This window comes from Shinella sumterensis, from assembly GCF_004514425.2.
In the GTDB taxonomy this organism is placed as follows: domain Bacteria; phylum Pseudomonadota; class Alphaproteobacteria; order Rhizobiales; family Rhizobiaceae; genus Shinella; species Shinella sumterensis.
Genome location: NZ_MYFN02000001.1, coordinates 685,009 through 702,084, shown reverse-complemented (window position 1 = coordinate 702,084; position 17,076 = coordinate 685,009). Strand labels below are relative to the sequence as shown.

The window sequence follows — 17,076 nt, the reverse complement described above, 5'->3', positions numbered from 1 at the left end:
CTTTTCAAGCCTGGCCGATATCGATCAGCGCGATACCCAGTTCGGCACGGCGCCTGCGGCGCAGTTTCGCCGGCGTTTCGCGCACCACCACCTCCAATGTCGGCCGCACATGGCCTTCCAGGAAATGGCCGCCCCTCGTGCTCCCATCGGACAGGCCGAGCACGACGTGAAGATGCAGGCTCGCCTTGCCCTCGTCATCGACGGCAATGTCACCCATCAGGCTGAGCACCTCCGACTGCACCTCGACAGGTATCCGCTTGTAGTTCTTCGTCTCGAACTCGAAGAAGGCGATGGTCGCCGACCGGAAAGCGCCGATGGCGGTGACGGACGCCGCCGTGGTGCGTTCCTGCTGCGCGAACGCGGTGAGACATGCGAAAGCCTCATCGCCTTCTTCGAGGATCAGGATGAAGGTGCGTTCACCCGCGTCGTTTGCCAGCAATTTGTGCTTCATTGTTTTCTCCTTGTCCCAAAGGGAAAGGCGCAGAGCCGGTTTGGGTTCCGGCCTCTACGACGCAGAAGCCTTCTTCTCGCCGCTTGAGGACGCAACGGTCGCCAGCGCCGAGCGGATCGCGGAGGGGGAGGACGCCTTGGCGAGCGCACAGGTCTCGGTCGACAGCGAACCGACGCGGATCGACTGCCCGCCCCGCGCATTGGCCAGCGCAAACATGGATTCGTCGGTGAGATCATCGCCGATCGCGATCGGCAGGCGCCCGGCAAACACGGGCTCTTCCAGGTAGGACGCAACCGCCTCCCCCTTGTCGGCGCGCGACGGCCGGATTTCGAACACCATCTTGCCGGGCTGCAGCACCCAGTCCGGTCCCGCCTCCTCGGCGAAGGCACGCATGATCTGCTCGAGCGCCTTGTCATAGGCGGGCGCCAGCCGGTAATGGGCTGCGACGGCAGCACCCTTGTCCTCGATCAGCACGCCCTCCATCCATGCCGTCTGCTGCAGCAGGCGCAGCTTGATGGCCGCGAAAGCCGGGGTCTCGACGACGGCATTCACCTTGCCATCCGCGCTGCGGAATTGCGCGCCGTGCAGCCCGGCTATGGGGAAGCGGTGCGGTGCGAAGAGGCCATCGGCGTAAGGAAGGCTCCGGCCTGTCACGAGCGCCAGCGCGCCGCCGAGACGGGCCGAAACGGCACTGAGATCCGAAGCGAGCGACAGCGGGACCTGAATGGCATCGGGCGTCGCCGCAAGGTCGAGCAGCGTGCCATCGATATCGAGGAAGAGTGCCCAACGCTCCGGTTCGTCGACGAGGCGGCGAACGAGACGGCGGGTGGCCGCGTCCGACGGACGCAATTTCTCCAGTTCAGTCATGGCATTGCAAGTAGATCGTAAATCCGGCCCGGCAAGGGGGCGTGCCGGAACAAGTTTCATCGCCCCGCATTTGGGTTCTGCGTTTCGTCACGGGGGCTGGGAGCTGGCATGGCAAAGAAGAAAAAACCGCAGGAGAGCAACGGGAGTGCGGCGCCCGTCGCCCATGGCGCGGAGGATCTGCCGGCGGTGACGGTGGCAAGTTACAACCTGGAGGTCCGTGACAAGGACGGTTTCATCGGCGACCGCGCCAATAAGTCTGCCTTCCGCGACATGCTCGATGATTGGCGCAAGCGAGCGCGGGACGGTGGATCGGATCCCCTCGGAGACATTGCAACGGGCGACCTCTCGAAGAAAGACGTCGACGCCCTTCTGGACCAGCTCGAAACGGAGAAGGCTGCCCTTGTGCTTTCCGCCATCGACGATTTTTCACGGGAGCTCGCGGGCGTCCTGACCCGCTACATGAAGGAAGACCCGTGGAAGGGCGTAAAGAAGATCGTGGTCGGCGGCGGGTTCAAGGACAGCCTGTCGGGCCTTATGGCGATCGCGCGAACCGGCTTGCTGCTGAAGGCGGCCGGAATGAAGGTGGACGTTCTGCCGATCGAGCATCACCCTGACAAGGCTGGTCTCATCGGCGCGGTCCATCTCATTCCTGCCTGGATGCTTCGGGGCCACGACGCCATCATTGCCGTCGATATCGGCGGGACCAATATCCGCGCCGGCATCGTGAAGCTCAATCTCGATGAGAAACCGGACTTCTCGAAGGCAAAGGTGTGGAAATCGGAACTGTGGCGTCACGCCGAGGACGAACCGCGACGCACCGCGACCATCGCCTATCTGGTCAGCATGATCGAGGACCTGATCGCCAAGGCGAAGAAGGCGAAGATCGCGCTGGCGCCCGTGATCGGCATCGGATGTCCCGGGATCATCGCAGCGGACGGTTCGATTGCCCGCGGCGGCCAGAACCTTCCAGGCGGCAACTGGGAAAGCACCCATTTCAACCTGCCCGAAGCGCTTCGCAAAGCGATCCCGCAGATCGCGGACCACCCGACCTTCGTCATCATGCACAACGACGCGGTCGTTCAGGGCCTGTCGGAAGTGCCCCGCATGGCCGATGTCGACCATTGGGGCGCAATCACCATCGGAACCGGCCTCGGCAACGCAAGCTTCGTTCGAAAACAGGACTAGGCTGGCACGAGGCCCGTCGCGTCAATGATGCCTCTCCTTGCGGGTTTCGGCGGCTTTCTTGGCGCTGGCCGAACGCTCCGATGCAGGGCGATCAGCCGACGCGGCGCCACCCTTCCGGCCGCCTTTCTTGGCGGAGGCATTCGTGTCAGCCTTGCCTCGGCCCGAGCCGGATTTGTTGCCGCCGCCGCTATCCTTGTTGACGGTAGCCCAGGCGCGGCGCTCGGCTTCATCGTTCGAAACACCGCGCTCCTTGTAGCCTTCCTCGATATGCTCGGCCTTGCGCTTCTGCTTGTCGGTATAGGCGGACTTGTCTCCCTGGGGCATGTCGGGTCTCCTGGCTGTTGCATGGATGATGCCCAAACGAGAGGACCCGCGCGATGTTCCATGCTGCCCGAACGTCGCCGGAGCCGGATGTCAGCTCTTTGTTTCCTGCAGGATGTTTCCGCCGTCCACCACCAGCACGGCGCCGTTGATGTAGCTGGCCTTCGGCGAGGCAAGGAAGGTGACGGCTGCGGCAACCTCGTCGGGCCGGCCGGCACGGCCGCAGGGTGTCGCCTTCGCCGCGCGGCGTTCTTCGTCGGTGGAAGCGCCGGTATCGATCCAGCCCGGCGCGACGGCATTGATCGTGACGCCACGCGGGCCGGCTTCCAGCGCAAGCGCATGCGTCATGCCCACCATCCCGGCCTTGGCCGCGGAGTAGGCCGTTTCTCCGCGATTGGCGACATAGGGCCCGGTCACCGACGCCACGTTGACGATACGGCCATAGCCATCCGCCAACATCTCCGGCAGGTAGATGCGGGTCGCGAGGAAGGCGGTCTTCAGCGTGACGGAGATGCCGCGATCCCAATCGGCCTCCTCGAGATCGACGAATTCGCGCTGCAATGCCGGCTGCGCGAGACTTCCCATGCCGGCATTGTTGACGAGGATGGCGGCGGGACCGGTCACACGGCGCAGGTTCTCGACCGCAGCCTTTGCGGTCAGATCACAGATATGACCCGTTGCCGAAAAGCCGGCAGCCCGAAGTTCCTGCGCCCGTTGGAGGATGCGTTCGCTGGTGGCGACGAGATGAACGGCGAGGCCCTCTTCGGCCAGGCTTCTGGCGCAGGCGAAGCCAATGCCGTCCTCGGCGCCCGCCCCCGTGATGATCGCGGTCTTGCGCTGCATGTGCGCCCTCCTCAGTAGCCGGCCGTCACGCCGAAATCGATCGAAAGGGCGGCACCGGTGATCGGGGCGGCACTCTCCTCGCACAGGAAGGCCACCATGCGCGCAATCTCTTCGGGCCGGATGAAGCGGGCGGCCGCCTGCTGCGGATAGTTCGAGAGGAGCTTTGCCTTGTAGCCCTCCGGGTCGCCGCCGCCATAGCGCTCGGCCTGGAAGTCGATCATCGGCGTGGCGACATCGCCGGGGCAAACGGCATTGACCCGGATCTGCCGCGGTGCAAGCTCCAGTGCCAGCGCCTTGGTCAGCAGCACGAGCCCACCCTTGGACGCGCAATAGATCGATGCGCCGTTGTTGCCGACGAGACCGGCATCCGAAGCGATGTTGACGATGGCAGCGCCCGCGGCGAGGTGCGGGATGGCCGCCTGGATCAGGAAGAACGCCCCCTTGAGGTTGACGTCGAGAACGAGATCCCAATCGTCTTCCGTCATCGTGACGGCATCGCCCTCGCGCCAGACGCCGGCCGCGTTGACCAGCACGTCGAGACGGCCATGCCAGCCGATGACGGCTTCGACGGCGGCCGCGCAGGCGGAAACCTTGCGGATATCGAGTGACACGCTGAGCACGTCGGCACCCTGTGCCGTCAGCGCCGCCACCGCCGAGGTCAGGCGCTCGGAGGCGAGGTCAGCAATGGCGACGGCGTAACCGGCCGCGGCGAGACGAGCCGCGATTGCTATTCCCATGCCGCCGGCACCGCCGGCCACGAGCGCTACTTTCCGATTGATCTCTTCGGTCATATTCACCTCTGATGTGAAACGTCTGGTCGCTATTTGCGCGTCAGGCTGAAGGAGAAATGGCTGCCACGATGATAATCGATGGCGTAGTTCACCGGTTCGCCCGCAGCGTTGAAGCAGGTTTCCGTGATGAGCAGGGCGGGGCCGAAATCGCGCAGGCCATGTCGGTCGATCACGTCCTGGGGCAGCATGACGGCCGAAACGCTGGCCGCCGACATGCGCGGGCGATTTCCGTACCGTTCCATGAGGTCGAGCAACGACCCGCTCCACTCGATGTCATAGAGCGGACCTGGAACAAGAGCGCGCGGCAGGTAGTCGACGCAGTAGAGAATGGGCGTGTCGTCATGCAGGCGGATACGCTCGATGCGGATAACACGGTCCGTCGGCGCCAGCCGCAGGCTTTCCGCGACCCGCTTGTCAGGCGCCTCCTCCGCGATCGACAACACGCGGTTGACCGGCCGGTAGCCGTATTGGCGCGCCATGTCGGTCACGCTCTCGAAAGCCGTGATCGGCCGGTCGACCTGCACGGCCGACAGCGCGGAGACGAAACGGCCTCGGCCGTGCTCGACAAAGATCACGTCGTCCTGCTCGAGCAGTTTCAGCGCCTCGCGCAGCGCGGGGCGGGAAATCTTGAAGCGTTGGGTCAACTGGGCTTCGGTCGGCAGCTTGTCGCCCGGCTTCAGCCCCTCCCCGCGAATGAGGTCGGCGATCCGGTCGCGGAGTTGAACGGCAAGCGTGCGCGAATCGCGCAGAGGTTCCTCCACCGTAAGCCTCGTTTGATCGTTGATCCTGTCCTTTCTTGTCTGACAAATCCGGGCCGGTCAAGGTCGAGGTTGACTGGGCGCCAACAAGCGAGATTCCATACAACGGCGCAGCAGGCCGTCGGGCCCGTCTTGACAGACGATAGTCATGATGTCAGTTGTCTTACAACTTTCGCATTCTTCAGGAAGAGCCGTCATGCTGAACTTCGACGAACAGAGATTCCTCCGCATCCAGGCCGGCGCAGTCGCATTGCGGCAGCGCCTGGAAACCGTTATCGCCGGTTGCCTCGACGCCGGCGCCGAAAACATCTTCTTTCTGGGCACGGGCGGTGCGGCGATCCTGATGCAGCCGGCAGCCCAGCTTTTGCAACGGCGCTCGCGCTTTCCCGCCTTCATCGACATGCCGGCCGAACTCGTCATCACCGGCTCCGCACATCTGACGAACAGGTCCATCGTCGTCATGCCGTCGCTTTCCGGCACGACGAAGGAAAGCGTGGCGCTGCTGGAGAAGCTGAAATTGATCGGCGCCACCGTGCTCACCCTTGTCGGCAATGCGGATACGCCGCTCGGGCAAGGCGGCGATCATGTCTTCGTCAACGCCGCGGCCGACGATACCTCGTCGGAATCCTTCTACCTGCAATCCCTCTTCATAGCGCTGGCGATCCTGCACCATCGCGGCGAGATCGCGAACCACGATGATATCGTCGCCGGGTTGGATCGCATGCCTGAACTGCTCTTGGAGGTGAAGCGCGCCTACGAGCCAAAGGCGGAAGCCTTTGCGAAGGTTCTGGCCGGATCGGACTATCATATCATCACCGGCGCGGGGAACGTCTGGCCCGAAGCGTTCTACTACGGCATGTGCATCCTGGAAGAGATGCAGTGGATACGCACCCGCCCCGTCCACGCCTCCGACTTCTTCCACGGCACGCTGGAACTGGTGGAAAAGGATGTCAGCGTCATCCTCTTCAAGGGCGAAGACGAATTGCGGCCGCTGGCAGAGCGCGTGGCATCCTTCGTACCGCAATATACCGACAGGCTGACCGTGCTCGACACCGCCGCCTTTGCGCTACCCGGCCTTTCGGCAGAGGTCCGGGCGCTTGCCTCACCCGTGGTGCTGGCAACCGTTCTCGAACGTATCAGCGCCCATCTGGAGGTCATGCGCAATCATCCGCTGACGACCCGGCGCTACTACAAGCGGGTCGCCTATTGAAACCGCGGCTTGACGATAGCCTGAAAGCCGGCAATGCAGGAGCCGACGTCCATAATTTCAGAGCCTTGCCCTGATATGCTCATGACGCGCCTTAAGTTCGCCGCCGTCGGCGATAACTGCATAGATCGCTTCGGCCCGCCGCTTTCGCAATCGCTCGTGGGCGGGAACGCGGTGAATGTCGCCGTGCAGCTTGCGCGGCTTGGACATACGGCGCTCTACTTCGGCGCGGTCGGCGATGACACAGACGGCCGGCGGACGAGCGCGGCGCTGGCCGCAAACGGGGTGGACGTCACATATCTGCGCAAACGCCCCGGCATAACGGCCTATACCGATATCGAGATCACGCCCTCGGGTGAGCGCATCTTCGTCCACGAGGATTTCGGCGCCTGTGCCGGCTACAGGCCCGACGATACGGAAACCGCGGTTCTCAAGACCATGGACCATGTCCATATCGGCTGGCTGGACGATGGCGGCGCCCTGCGGCGAACCCTTGCAGCGGCGGGCGTCAGCATCTCACAGGATATTTCCGTCAATGCGAATCCGGCCGATCTGGGCATCGCGGGCCTTTCCGTCGTCTTTGCCTCAGCGGGCGACGACCATGGCAAGGCAGAGACTATGCTGCGTAAGCTGCTTGACGACGGTGCACCCCTTGCCGTGGTCACCCGTGGCAGCGACGGCTCGATTGCCGGCGACGGGCATGAACGCGTCGAGATCGGCAGCTTGACCGTACCGGTCGTGGATACAACAGGTGCAGGCGACAGCTTCATCGCGGGCTTCCTGGCCGCCCGTATCGCCAAACGGCCGCTTTTGGATTGCCTCATAGCCGGGCGTGACCATGCGGCACTGACCTGCACCCATATTGGCGGCTTCCTGCAGGAACCGCAGCCGTTCTGACGCCAGTCCCCTTTAACGAGCGTTAAAGCGGCCGAAGCGCTCTTCAATGCGGGATTGGGCGAATTCCAGGCCGATGGACAGGATCCAGTAGATCATCGACGCGGTGATCAGCATCTCGATATGGCGGAACTCGGTCTGGCCCTGCGTGCGGGCGAGATACATGATCTCCCAGACACCGACGACCGAGACGAGCGAGGAATCCTTCAGCATGGCGATGAACTGGTTGCCGGTGGGCGGGATGATGACACGCATCGCCTGCGGCAGGATGACCAGCATCATGGTCTGGGCGGGGCTCAGACCGAGCGCCGTCGCACCCTCCGTCTGGCCGCGATTGATGCTCTGGATGCCGGCGCGAAAGATTTCCGTCATGTAGGCGCCGTAGCAGAGCGAGAGCGCAAGAATGCCCGCCGGCACGGCGCCGATCACATAACCGACCTGCGGCAGGCCGAGATAGATGATGTAGATCTGCATGAGCAGGGGCAGACCGCGGAAAAGCGAGGTGTAGAATGTCGCAAGCCCGTAGATCACGCCATTGCTTGACAGCTTGGCAATCGCGCCGGCGAGCGCGATGATCGTCGCGATGACGATCGAAATGGCCGAGATATAGAGCGTGGTGACGACGCCCTGCGAAATGAGGAAGCCGATCTTCTTGGCGATGAAGGCAAAGGACAGATCGAAGGAATAGAAGAACAGCATCAGCAACGCGAAGAGCTCGAGCCAGACGGCCACGATCTGCTGGCGCCGTGAAAGCTGGCGCAACGCCTTCCAGTTCGCGGCGAGTATCAGCGCGATCAGCAGTGCCGAGACGAGCCGGCCGATACCCGGATTGGCTTTGACCCACTCCGCCGACGACGGCAGCAGATGGCCCATCCACGCCGGGCTCACCCCAAGGGCATAGAGGGCCACTACCACGAAGGCGAGGATCAGCAGGCTCCCGACCCTGCGCGCGGTTTCGGGATAGGAGAGTATCAGCCGACCGATCATGTTTCGTCCTTTCCCGTGTCAGACGTTCAGGCTGCGCGCTCGCGCCACCAGTCCTGTGCCTGAAGCTTCCAGTAAGTGAGTTGCGCCACCGCAAGCCCCGCAAGGCCGCCGGCCCATACGAGGCCGAAAGGCTCGTAGAGCCGGTAGCGATCGCTGGCGCCGAGAATGCCTTCGGCAATCACCTTGCCGCCGATCGCCGTGGTGTTCAGCCCGTGCCCGCCGAATGCGGTGCAATACCAGACACCCGGGCTCATGCGGCCGATCTGGGGCATCAGGTGGCGGGCATAGGACATGAGGCCCGACCAGGCGAGTTCCGTTTTAAGGCCGGCGAGCTGCGGATAGGTGCCGACCATCTCCGCACGCAGCTCCTTGACGAGACCGGCCGTCGAGGCGGCATGCGTGGTGATGCGTCCACCCCAGAGAAGCCGGCGGCCATCGTCGATGACGCGGTAATAATCCCCTGCCCTGCGGTTGTCGCCGATGGCGTCGCGCGTGGCGATGGCCGACGCGATCAGCTCCGGCGCCTCTTCGCTGACCATGACATACGTCGCGATCGGCAGGAAGGAGCGCTTCAGCCTGCCGTTGAGGCCGCCCGTATAGCCGCCCGTCGTAAACACGACGTCCCGCGCCCGCACCTCGCCGCCTGCGGTTTTCACCCGCTTTTCGGGTCCGGAAAGCGCCGTCGCCGTTGCGGGAGATTGTTCGAAGATCAACCCGCCGAGACGCTCGATCTCGCGTGCGATCCCGCGCAGGTAGTTCAGGGGATGGATGTGAAAGGCGTTCGGATTGCGCAGCGCCTGAAAATAGCGCTCCGACTTCAGGACTGACCGAACGGCGTCGCGGTCCATATATTCGAGTTCATAGCCGTAGTCGTGTCGGGTCTGATCGGCATAGGCCTTGAGACTTGCAGCATCGTCGTAGCGCAGCACGCTCATGAGGCCGGGCACAGGTTTGGCATCGTCGATGCCGAGCGCCCTGATATTGTCGCGAACGAAATCCACACCCTCGATGGAAAGCATGTGGAGCTTGCGTGCCGTTTCCTTGCCCGCGATCCGGGCGATATCGTCGCCATCAGTCGCATAGCCGGCGCTGACAAAGCCGCCGTTGCGTCCCGACGCGCCGAAGCCGACGCTTTCGGCCTCCAGCACCGCGACGCGCTTGCCGGCCCGTGCGAGTTGCAGGGCGGTCGACAGACCGGCCAGGCCCCCACCGATGATGACCGCGTCGCATTCGACCGTGCCCGAAAGGGCCGGGCGCGTCGCGCCGTCCGCCATGGTTCTCTTGTAATAGGTGTCCGGATAGGCCATCGGCATGCTCCCCCTGGAAATGAATGGCGCGGACGAAGACCGCCCGCGCCGGCCTTGCCTCAGTCGGCGCTGTAATCCTTGCCGTACCACTTGGTGGTCAGCTGGCCCAGCGTCCCGTCCTTCTTCATTTCCTCGATGATCCCGCCGACCTTCGCGGTCCATTCCGGGTCGACCTTCTCCGCGATGACGACCAGCGGCTCACGGAAGGCATATTCCCCTTCGAGGATCTTGACCGGATAACCGTTCTTGATGGCGTTCATCGCCGTCTGTTCCGGCGCGATGACGGCGTCGAGGCGAACGCCCGCGCCAAGGCGCAGATCGTCGAAGGGCAGCATGGAATCCGCGAAGGTGCGGATCTCGCCCGTTTCCAGCTTGTACTCCACAGGCGGAAGGCCGGGCGCATCGATCTCGAGGCGGCGGTTGATGAAGTCTTCGGACGTCGTCGCGGTCTCGACACCGATGACCTTACCGTTCAGGTCGTTGACGGACTTGGCCTCGCTGTCCTTGTGCACGACATAGACATAGGGGCTGTAATAATAGATCCCGACGAAGTCGATGACCTGCGCGCGTGCCTTGGTGGGCGTGACCGAGCCGACGCCGAGGTCGTACCGACCCTGCCAGCGGCCCCCCGTCAATGTCTGCCAGTCCGGCGTATCGAAGCTCACCTCGACGCCGAGGCGCTTGGCGATCTCGCGCGACACGTCGATGTCGAAGCCGACCATCTCGTTGTTGTCGTCGAGGTAACTCTGGGGTGGCCAGCCGCTGTTCGTGGCGACAACCATCGCCTTCTTTTCCATGACGCGGTCGAGCGTTTCTCCGGCCTGTGCCGATACCGCAGCCGCCAGGAACGCGGCGCCGGCGGCAAATCGCATGAAGAGCGTTTTCATATGGTCCTCCTTCGGTAGGTCAGCCTTGATCCCCATTATTATGTAAGATGTCTGACAACGAAATCTGTCAGCGCACGGCTTTCTGTGTCAAGCGTGAAGCGACCGGAACCTCATGAAACAATAAGATCACGTCATAGGTTTTGGTGATGGGGTGATGATCGAGGTGCTGGCGGCTAAGCGGCGCGCCCGCACCTGTAAACACACGATCCGGCGAGCGAACCGTCCTACGCAAATGCGTTCCCGCCTTGAAGCCCGCAAGATAATTTCTCACGCAGGTTTATTTAATCAACCGTACCCGATTCGCCATATCAGACCTTCCTTGCCGATGGTCAAAACCGTAGTTGGGGTTACTCGCGTTCTCGCGAGCTTCCCCGCGTCACCGGGAGCCAAACCGTGGCGCTTGCTGCCCCGCTTCGTGCGGGGCTTTTTTTCACCGCATATCCTCCGCGAAAAGATGCGCCGCCGCCTCACCGAGTGTGAAATGCGTGCGCATTGTGCGGCCATCCCGCTTTTCGATATGCAGCAATCCTTCGCGTTGTGCGAGGCCGTTGACCGCGCGCAGCACCAGCGCATGCTCGATGTCGAGCAGCCGCGAAAAGGTGCGGCTGTCGCGGGCAATATCGGCGTGGGCGGCGACAAGAAGTCCGGCCTCGAGCGCGGTCAGGCCAGGATCTCTTTGCTGCAACTGCCCGACTGCCGCAAGGAAGTCGTCCGCATCGGGTGCCGCGGCGCTCACGCCGCCCGCTTGCGGAACGTCACCATGATCGACTTGGAGGTCGGCGTGTCGCTCTCCTCGCCGGCGCTGGCGAGCGGCACGAGCACGTTCAGTTCCGGATAATACCCGGCAATGCTGCCGCGCGGGATATCGTAGGGCACGAAGCGGAAATCGGCGGCGATACGCTCGACGCCATCGTCATGATCACCGACGACGTCCACACGTTCGCCGGCTTCGGCCCCAATGGCCTTCAGGTCTTCCGGATGGATGAAGATCACCTGGCGTTCGCCATAGACGCCGCGATAGCGATCGTCGAGGCCATAGACCGTGGTGTTGTACTGGTCGTGCGACCGGAAGGTCTGCAGCGCATAGCGTCCGCCGCCGCGCTTGGCGCGCTGGTGCACCGTCTCCGAGGGCAGCGGGCCGGTGAAGAAGGTCGCCTTGCCGGCCGGCGTGCTCCACTCGCGGTGGGCCGCCGTGTTGCGCAGGTGAAAGCCGCGCGGCTTGCGCAGACGCTTGTTGTAGTCTTCGAACCCCGGAATGGTTGCCTCGATATGGTCGCGGATCCGGTCGTAGTCGTCGGCGAGCGCCCGCCAGTCGACGACGCCGTCGCCGACGGTCGCCGCCGCGATGCCGGCAATGATCGCGACTTCGGACAGCAGATGCGGCGAGGCCGGGCGATTGATGCCCGCCGAGCCGTGCACCATGCTCATGGAGTCCTCGACGCTGATCAGCTGCGATTGGCCGGCTGAGTTGAGGTCCATTTCCGTGCGGCCCAGGCAGGGCAGGATATAGGACACTTCGCCCGGCATCAGGTGCGAGTGATTGGGCTTGGTGGCGATGTTGACCGTGAGCTTGAGGCCACTCAGAGCTTTCTCGACGAGGGCGCTGTCGGGTGTCGCGCGCGCGAAATTGCCGCCAAGGCCGATAAAGACCTGCGCCGACCCGTCCAGCATGGCGCCGATGGCGGACAGCACATTGTGCCCGTCCTTGCGCGGTACCGTGAAACCGAAATGTGTCTCCAGCGCATCGAGAAAAGCCTTCGGCGGCTTCTCGTTGATGCCGACGGTGCGGTCGCCCTGAACGTTGGAATGGCCGCGCACCGGGCAGAGGCCGGCCCCGGGCCGGCCGATATTGCCGCGCAGGAACATGAAGTTGGCAATCTCGCGGATCGTCGCAACGGAATGGATATGTTGCGTGACACCCATCGCCCAGGTGCAGATCACCCGGTCGGCCTTCATATAGACCTCGGCTGCCCGTTCGATCTCGGCACGCGTGAGGCCCGATTGATCCTCGATCGCGTCCCAGCCCGTCGCATCGACCGCCGCGCGGTAGGCGGCAAAATCGGCGCAGTGCTCGGCAAGGAAAGCGTGGTCGAGAACGGAAGGAAGACCGGCGGCAACCGCCGCATCTTCGGCCGCCAGCACGACCTTTGCCATGCCGCGCACGGCGGCCATGTCGCCGCCAAGCTGCGGCTGGAAATAGTGGCTGGCGATGTCCGTCGCCCCGCCGCGCAGCATCTCGATCTTGTCCTGCGGGTCGGAGAAGCGCTCAAGCCCGCGTTCGCGGATCGGATTGAAGACGACGATGCGCGCGCCGCGCATGGCCGCACGGCGCAGGTCGCCCAGCATGCGGGGATGGTTGGTGCCGGGGTTCTGGCCGATCACGAAAATCGCATCCGCCGCTTCGAAATCCTCCAGCAGGACCGTGCCCTTGCCGACGCCGATCGCCTGCTTCAGGCCGACGCCGCTCGCCTCGTGGCACATGTTCGAGCAGTCGGGGAAATTGTTGGTCCCGTAGATGCGCACGAAAAGCTGATAGAGATAGGCCGCCTCGTTGCTGGCGCGGCCGGATGTGTAGAATTCGGCGCGATCCGGGCTATCGAGCCCCTTGAGAATGCCGCCGATCTCCGCAAAGGCCTCGTCCCAGGCCACCGGCAGATATTTGTCGCTTGCCGCATCATAGCGCATCGGATGCGTCAGCCGCCCGTTTCGCTCCAGCTCGTAATCGCTGAGCTTGCGCAGTTCGGAAACGGTGCTGGCGGCGAAAAAGGCCGGCGTCGCCCGCTTTTCGGTCGATTCCCACGCGACGGCCTTCACGCCATTCTCGCAGAACTCGAACGAGGAGCCATGGGCGGGATCGCCCCAGGCGCAGCCCGGGCAATCGAAGCCGTCGGGCTGGTTGGCCTTCAGCAGGGTGCGTGCCCCGGAGATCGGCATGCCGCTCTCCAGAAGACGTTTGCCGCAGCTCTTCAGCGCTCCCCAGCCACCAGCCGCGGAGGATTTCTTACCGATAAAGGGTGTGTCCATGGCCGCGATATTTGCGATCCGTCAGGAATGATCAAGGGGACGGTTCGTATGGCTTGATAGGCAACGCCTATCAAGCGGGATGGAGAGCGCTGCCCGCGCCGGACATGGCCCGCATCGGCCCGTTCGCCTTCCAAACAAAAACGCCGCGGAGGTTGTCCGCGGCGTTTTCGATGCGACGATCGTTCGATCAGGCGAGATCGAAACGGTCGGCGTTCATGACCTTGTTCCAGGCAGCGACGAAGTCGCGCACGAATTTCTCGCGGGCGTCGGACGAGCCGTAGACTTCGGCAAGTGCACGCAGCTGGGCATGCGAACCGAAGATCAGGTCGACGCGGGTGCCGGTCCACTTGACCTCGTTCGTCTTGCGATCGCGGCCTTCGTAGACGCCGTTCTGGCCCGCGAGCGGGGCCCAGACCGTGCCCATGTCGAGCAGGTTCACGAAGAAGTCGTTCGTCAGGGTTTCCGGGCGGTGCGTGAAGACGCCATGCTCCGGCGCACCGGTCTTCAGCACGCGCAGGCCGCCGAGCAGCACCGTCAGTTCCGGTGCGGTCAGCGTCAGGAGCTGAGCCCGATCGATGAGGGCTTCTTCTGCCTTGAGGAACTGCTTGCGGTTGGCGTTCACATAGTTGCGGAAGCCATCGGCACGCGGCTCGAGCGCAGCGAAGGAGGCCGCATCCGTCTGTTCGGCAGACGCATCCATACGGCCGGGCGTGAAAGGCACGGTCACGTCGTGGCCGCCATCCTTCGCCGCCTTCTCGACACCCGCGCCACCGGCGAGCACGATAAGGTCGGCAAGCGAGATCTTCTTGCCGCCGGTCTGGGCTGCATTGAAGTCCGACTGGATGCCTTCGAGAACGCCGAGCACGCGGGCAAGCTGTTCCGGCTGGTTGGCTTCCCAATCCTTCTGCGGAGCCAGGCGGATGCGTGCGCCATTGGCGCCGCCGCGCTTGTCGGAACCGCGGAAGGTCGAGGCCGAAGCCCAGGCGGTGGACACCAGTTCCTGCACCGAAAGACCGGAGGCCAGAACCTTGGCCTTGAGATCCGCGATATCCTTCTCGTCGACCAGCGGATGGTCGACAGCGGGGATGACATCCTGCCAGATCAGGTCTTCAGCCGGCACTTCCGGACCGAGGTAACGGGCCTTGGGGCCCATATCGCGGTGGGTGAGCTTGAACCAGGCGCGCGCAAAGGCATCGGCGAACTGGTCCGGGTTCTCCAGGAAGCGGCGGGAGATCTTCTCGTATTCCGGGTCGAAGCGCAGCGCGAGGTCCGAGGTGAGCATGCGCGGCAGGTGCTTCTTGTTCGGATCGAACGCGTCCGGGATCGTGGCACCGGCGCCCTTGGCGACCCACTGGTGCGCGCCAGCCGGGCTCTTTTCCAGTTCCCACTCGTAGCCGAACAGGTTCCAGAAGAAGTTGTTGCTCCACTTGGTCGGCGTCGAGGTCCAGGTGACTTCCAGACCGCTGCCGATCGCATCCTTGCCGACGCCGGAATTGAACGTGCTCTTCCAGCCGAGACCCTGTGCTTCCAGCTCGCCGCCTTCGGGATCGATGCCGACGAAAGAGGCATCGCCCGCGCCGTGGGTCTTGCCGAAGGTATGGCCGCCGGCGATGAGCGCGACGGTCTCTTCGTCGTTCATGGCCATGCGGGCGAAGGTGGCACGGATATCGCGCGCCGATGCGAGCGGGTCCGGGTTGCCGTTCGGGCCTTCCGGGTTGACGTAGATCAGGCCCATCTGGACGGCGCCGAGGGGTTCTGCCAGTTCGCGCTCGCCGCTATAGCGCTCGTCGCCGAGCCAGGTGCCTTCCGGGCCCCAATACAGCTCTTCGGGCTCCCAGACGTCGGCGCGGCCGCCGGCGAAACCAAAAGTCTTGAAGCCCATGGATTCGAGCGCAACGTTGCCGGTCAGGATGAGCAGGTCGGCCCAGGAGATCTYGTTGCCGTACTTCTGCTTGATCGGCCAGAGAAGGCGGCGGGCCTTGTCGAGGTTGACGTTGTCAGGCCACGAATTGAGCGGCGCAAAGCGCTGCTGGCCCATGCCCGCACCGCCACGGCCGTCGGTGATGCGGTAGGTGCCGGCAGAGTGCCAGGCCATGCGGATGAAGAGGCCGCCGTAATGACCGAAGTCCGCCGGCCACCATTCCTGCGAATCCGTCATCAGCGCATGGAGGTCCTGCTTCAGCGCGTCCAGGTCGAGCTTCTTGAATTCCTCGGCATAATTGAAGGCCTCGCCCATCGGGTCCGACAGGGTGGAATGCGTGTGCAGCACCTGGACATCCAGCTGGTCCGGCCACCAGTCGCGGTTGGAGCGACCCTTCGTGACGGAATGCGCGACGGGACACTTGCCCGCGGTGTCGGTTTTCTGGTCCATGATGGTCTCCTGTTCGTCAAATGCCCAGTGATCGGCGGAAAGCACAAAACGACCTTAGCCGCCTTGCATGACGGCAAACAGATCGCCGCGCCTTCGTTGCCTCCTTCATAGCCGACTGATGCGATAAATTTAAGTTGGATTTACTGATTATCCCGATAAGATATTCTTATGGCGAACTTGACCCTGAAACAGCTGCGATATTTCGAGGCGTTGACCCGGCATGGCCGGTTTCGCCTAGCCGCCGATGCCTGCGCGATTTCCCAGCCCGCGCTGTCCATGCAGATCAGGGAACTGGAGGACCAGCTCGGCAACGACCTTTTCGAGCGCACCGCGCGCGATGCGAAGCTGACAGCCTTCGGCGAGATCTTCGCCCACCGGGTCCGCGAAATCTTGCGCGCCGTAGATGAATTGGGCGAGCTCGCCCGCGCCGCGCGCAACCCGTTCCTCGCACGCCTGCGCATCGGCATCATCCCGACGGTTGCCCCCTATCTGCTGCCTGTCGTCATCAACGAACTCAACCGCACCTTCGAGGGTATCCAGATCGATGTGCGCGAGACCCAGACTGCACGCCTCATACAGGAGCTGGCACAGGGCGAATTGGACATGGCCATCGTGGCCCTGCCGGTCTCCGAGCCCTCGTTGACGGAGTTCAAGCTCTTCGACGAGGATTTCGTGCTCGTCCGGCGGCACGAGGACGCGGGAAAACCCGTGCCCGAGCGCGATGCACTGCGCGAAATGCGGCTGCTGCTGCTGGAGGAAGGCCATTGCTTCCGTGAGCAGGCGCTCTCCTTCTGCCGGATCGGCTCCGCCCGTCCGCGTGAAATCATGGAAGGCAGTTCCCTTTCCACGCTGGTCCAGATGGTGGGGGCAGGCATCGGCATCACCCTGATCCCCGAAATGGCCGTTCCGGTCGAAACGCGGTCGGCGCAGGTTTCCATCGCCCGCTTCCCCGCCCCTTCGCCATCACGCACCATCGGCATGATCTGGCGCAACGCGACACCGCTCGTCCGCCAGCTCCGGCAGATTGCCGATGTCATCCACGCCTGCACCGCGCCCATGCGCGAACAAGCAGAAAGTGGCACCGGCCGGTCTTAGGCGAACGGGTAAAAGCTGCGGTCTTCCAGGGACATCCAAAGGCCCCACAAGAATACCTGAAGGCAAAAAGACAGGCTCAGGCAAGCTC

Annotated in this window: 16 protein-coding genes; 5 read left to right on the top strand and 11 right to left on the bottom strand. The window is 63.7% G+C overall.

Annotation, left to right across the window (positions count from 1 at the left end):
• Positions 1-4: 4 nt before the first annotated feature.
• Together B5M41_RS03320 and otsB are read right to left on the bottom strand one after the other, a co-directional pair.
• On the bottom strand, positions 5-451 hold the full coding sequence (locus B5M41_RS03320) for a PPC domain-containing DNA-binding protein (protein WP_134648764.1): 447 nt from the start codon (positions 449-451) through the stop codon (positions 5-7).
• 54 nt (positions 452-505) lie between these two features.
• Positions 506-1,318, bottom strand: coding sequence for a trehalose-phosphatase (otsB, locus tag B5M41_RS03315; protein WP_134648763.1), 813 nt, complete (start codon positions 1,316-1,318; stop codon positions 506-508).
• Between the two features lie 108 nt (positions 1,319-1,426).
• On the opposite strand from otsB, the gene B5M41_RS03310 reads away from it, so the two are divergent.
• Positions 1,427-2,503 carry an ROK family protein gene (locus B5M41_RS03310; RefSeq protein WP_134648762.1) on the top strand — a complete coding sequence of 359 codons (1,077 nt, stop codon included), beginning with the start codon at positions 1,427-1,429 and terminating at the stop codon, positions 2,501-2,503.
• Positions 2,504-2,524: 21 nt separating this feature from the next.
• Here B5M41_RS03310 and B5M41_RS03305 read toward each other — a convergent pair whose 3' ends face one another.
• The 4 genes from B5M41_RS03305 to B5M41_RS03290 all read right to left on the bottom strand — a co-directional run bounded on the left by B5M41_RS03305 (position 2,525) and on the right by B5M41_RS03290 (position 5,219).
• Entirely contained in the window at positions 2,525-2,827 is a 303-nt protein-coding gene (locus B5M41_RS03305; protein WP_134648761.1) for a plasmid stabilization protein, read from the bottom strand.
• Positions 2,828-2,917: 90 nt separating this feature from the next.
• Positions 2,918-3,667, bottom strand: coding sequence for an SDR family NAD(P)-dependent oxidoreductase (locus tag B5M41_RS03300; protein ID WP_134648760.1), 750 nt, complete (start codon positions 3,665-3,667; stop codon positions 2,918-2,920).
• 11 nt (positions 3,668-3,678) lie between these two features.
• Complete coding sequence (locus B5M41_RS03295) at positions 3,679-4,458, bottom strand: SDR family NAD(P)-dependent oxidoreductase (RefSeq protein ID WP_134648759.1); 780 nt, start codon at positions 4,456-4,458, stop codon at positions 3,679-3,681.
• Positions 4,459-4,487: 29 nt separating this feature from the next.
• On the bottom strand, positions 4,488-5,219 hold the full coding sequence (locus B5M41_RS03290) for a GntR family transcriptional regulator (protein ID WP_134648758.1): 732 nt from the start codon (positions 5,217-5,219) through the stop codon (positions 4,488-4,490).
• A gap of 193 nt (positions 5,220-5,412) precedes the next feature.
• On the opposite strand from B5M41_RS03290, the gene B5M41_RS03285 reads away from it, so the two are divergent.
• Positions 5,413-6,426: an SIS domain-containing protein gene (locus tag B5M41_RS03285; protein ID WP_134648757.1), complete on the top strand. Its 1,014-nt coding sequence runs from the start codon at positions 5,413-5,415 to the stop codon at positions 6,424-6,426.
• An 81-nt stretch (positions 6,427-6,507) separates the two neighbouring features.
• Positions 6,508-7,320, top strand: coding sequence for a PfkB family carbohydrate kinase (locus B5M41_RS03280; RefSeq protein ID WP_134648756.1), 813 nt, complete (start codon positions 6,508-6,510; stop codon positions 7,318-7,320).
• Positions 7,321-7,332: 12 nt separating this feature from the next.
• On the opposite strand, the gene B5M41_RS03275 is transcribed toward B5M41_RS03280, so the two are convergent.
• From B5M41_RS03275 to B5M41_RS03265, 3 genes are read right to left on the bottom strand one after another with little or no spacing between them, the layout of a single operon-like run.
• Entirely contained in the window at positions 7,333-8,304 is a 972-nt protein-coding gene (locus tag B5M41_RS03275) for an amino acid ABC transporter permease (protein ID WP_134648755.1), read from the bottom strand.
• 26 nt (positions 8,305-8,330) lie between these two features.
• Positions 8,331-9,611, bottom strand: a complete 1,281-nt coding sequence (locus tag B5M41_RS03270) for an NAD(P)/FAD-dependent oxidoreductase (RefSeq protein ID WP_134648754.1) — start codon at positions 9,609-9,611, stop codon at positions 8,331-8,333.
• Between the two features lie 59 nt (positions 9,612-9,670).
• On the bottom strand, positions 9,671-10,498 hold the full coding sequence (locus tag B5M41_RS03265; RefSeq protein ID WP_134648753.1) for a transporter substrate-binding domain-containing protein: 828 nt from the start codon (positions 10,496-10,498) through the stop codon (positions 9,671-9,673).
• A gap of 154 nt (positions 10,499-10,652) precedes the next feature.
• Between B5M41_RS03265 and B5M41_RS27130 the strand changes: the two genes are divergently transcribed.
• A complete protein-coding gene (locus B5M41_RS27130) occupies positions 10,653-11,336 on the top strand; it encodes a hypothetical protein (protein WP_167718983.1) in 684 nt (227 codons plus the stop codon).
• Here the strand turns inward: B5M41_RS27130 and B5M41_RS03255 are convergent.
• Together B5M41_RS03255 and katG are read right to left on the bottom strand one after the other, a co-directional pair.
• Positions 11,231-13,522 (bottom strand): FdhF/YdeP family oxidoreductase, encoded by a 2,292-nt coding sequence (locus tag B5M41_RS03255; protein ID WP_134648751.1) that lies wholly within the window; start codon positions 13,520-13,522, stop codon positions 11,231-11,233. The genes B5M41_RS27130 and B5M41_RS03255 overlap by 106 nt on opposite strands.
• 187 nt (positions 13,523-13,709) lie before the next feature.
• A complete protein-coding gene (gene katG / locus B5M41_RS03250) occupies positions 13,710-15,893 on the bottom strand; it encodes a catalase/peroxidase HPI (protein WP_230639964.1) in 2,184 nt (727 codons plus the stop codon).
• 168 nt (positions 15,894-16,061) lie between these two features.
• On the opposite strand from katG, the gene B5M41_RS03245 reads away from it, so the two are divergent.
• Positions 16,062-16,988 (top strand): hydrogen peroxide-inducible genes activator, encoded by a 927-nt coding sequence (locus tag B5M41_RS03245; protein WP_134648749.1) that lies wholly within the window; start codon positions 16,062-16,064, stop codon positions 16,986-16,988.
• Positions 16,989-17,076 lie beyond the last annotated feature (88 nt).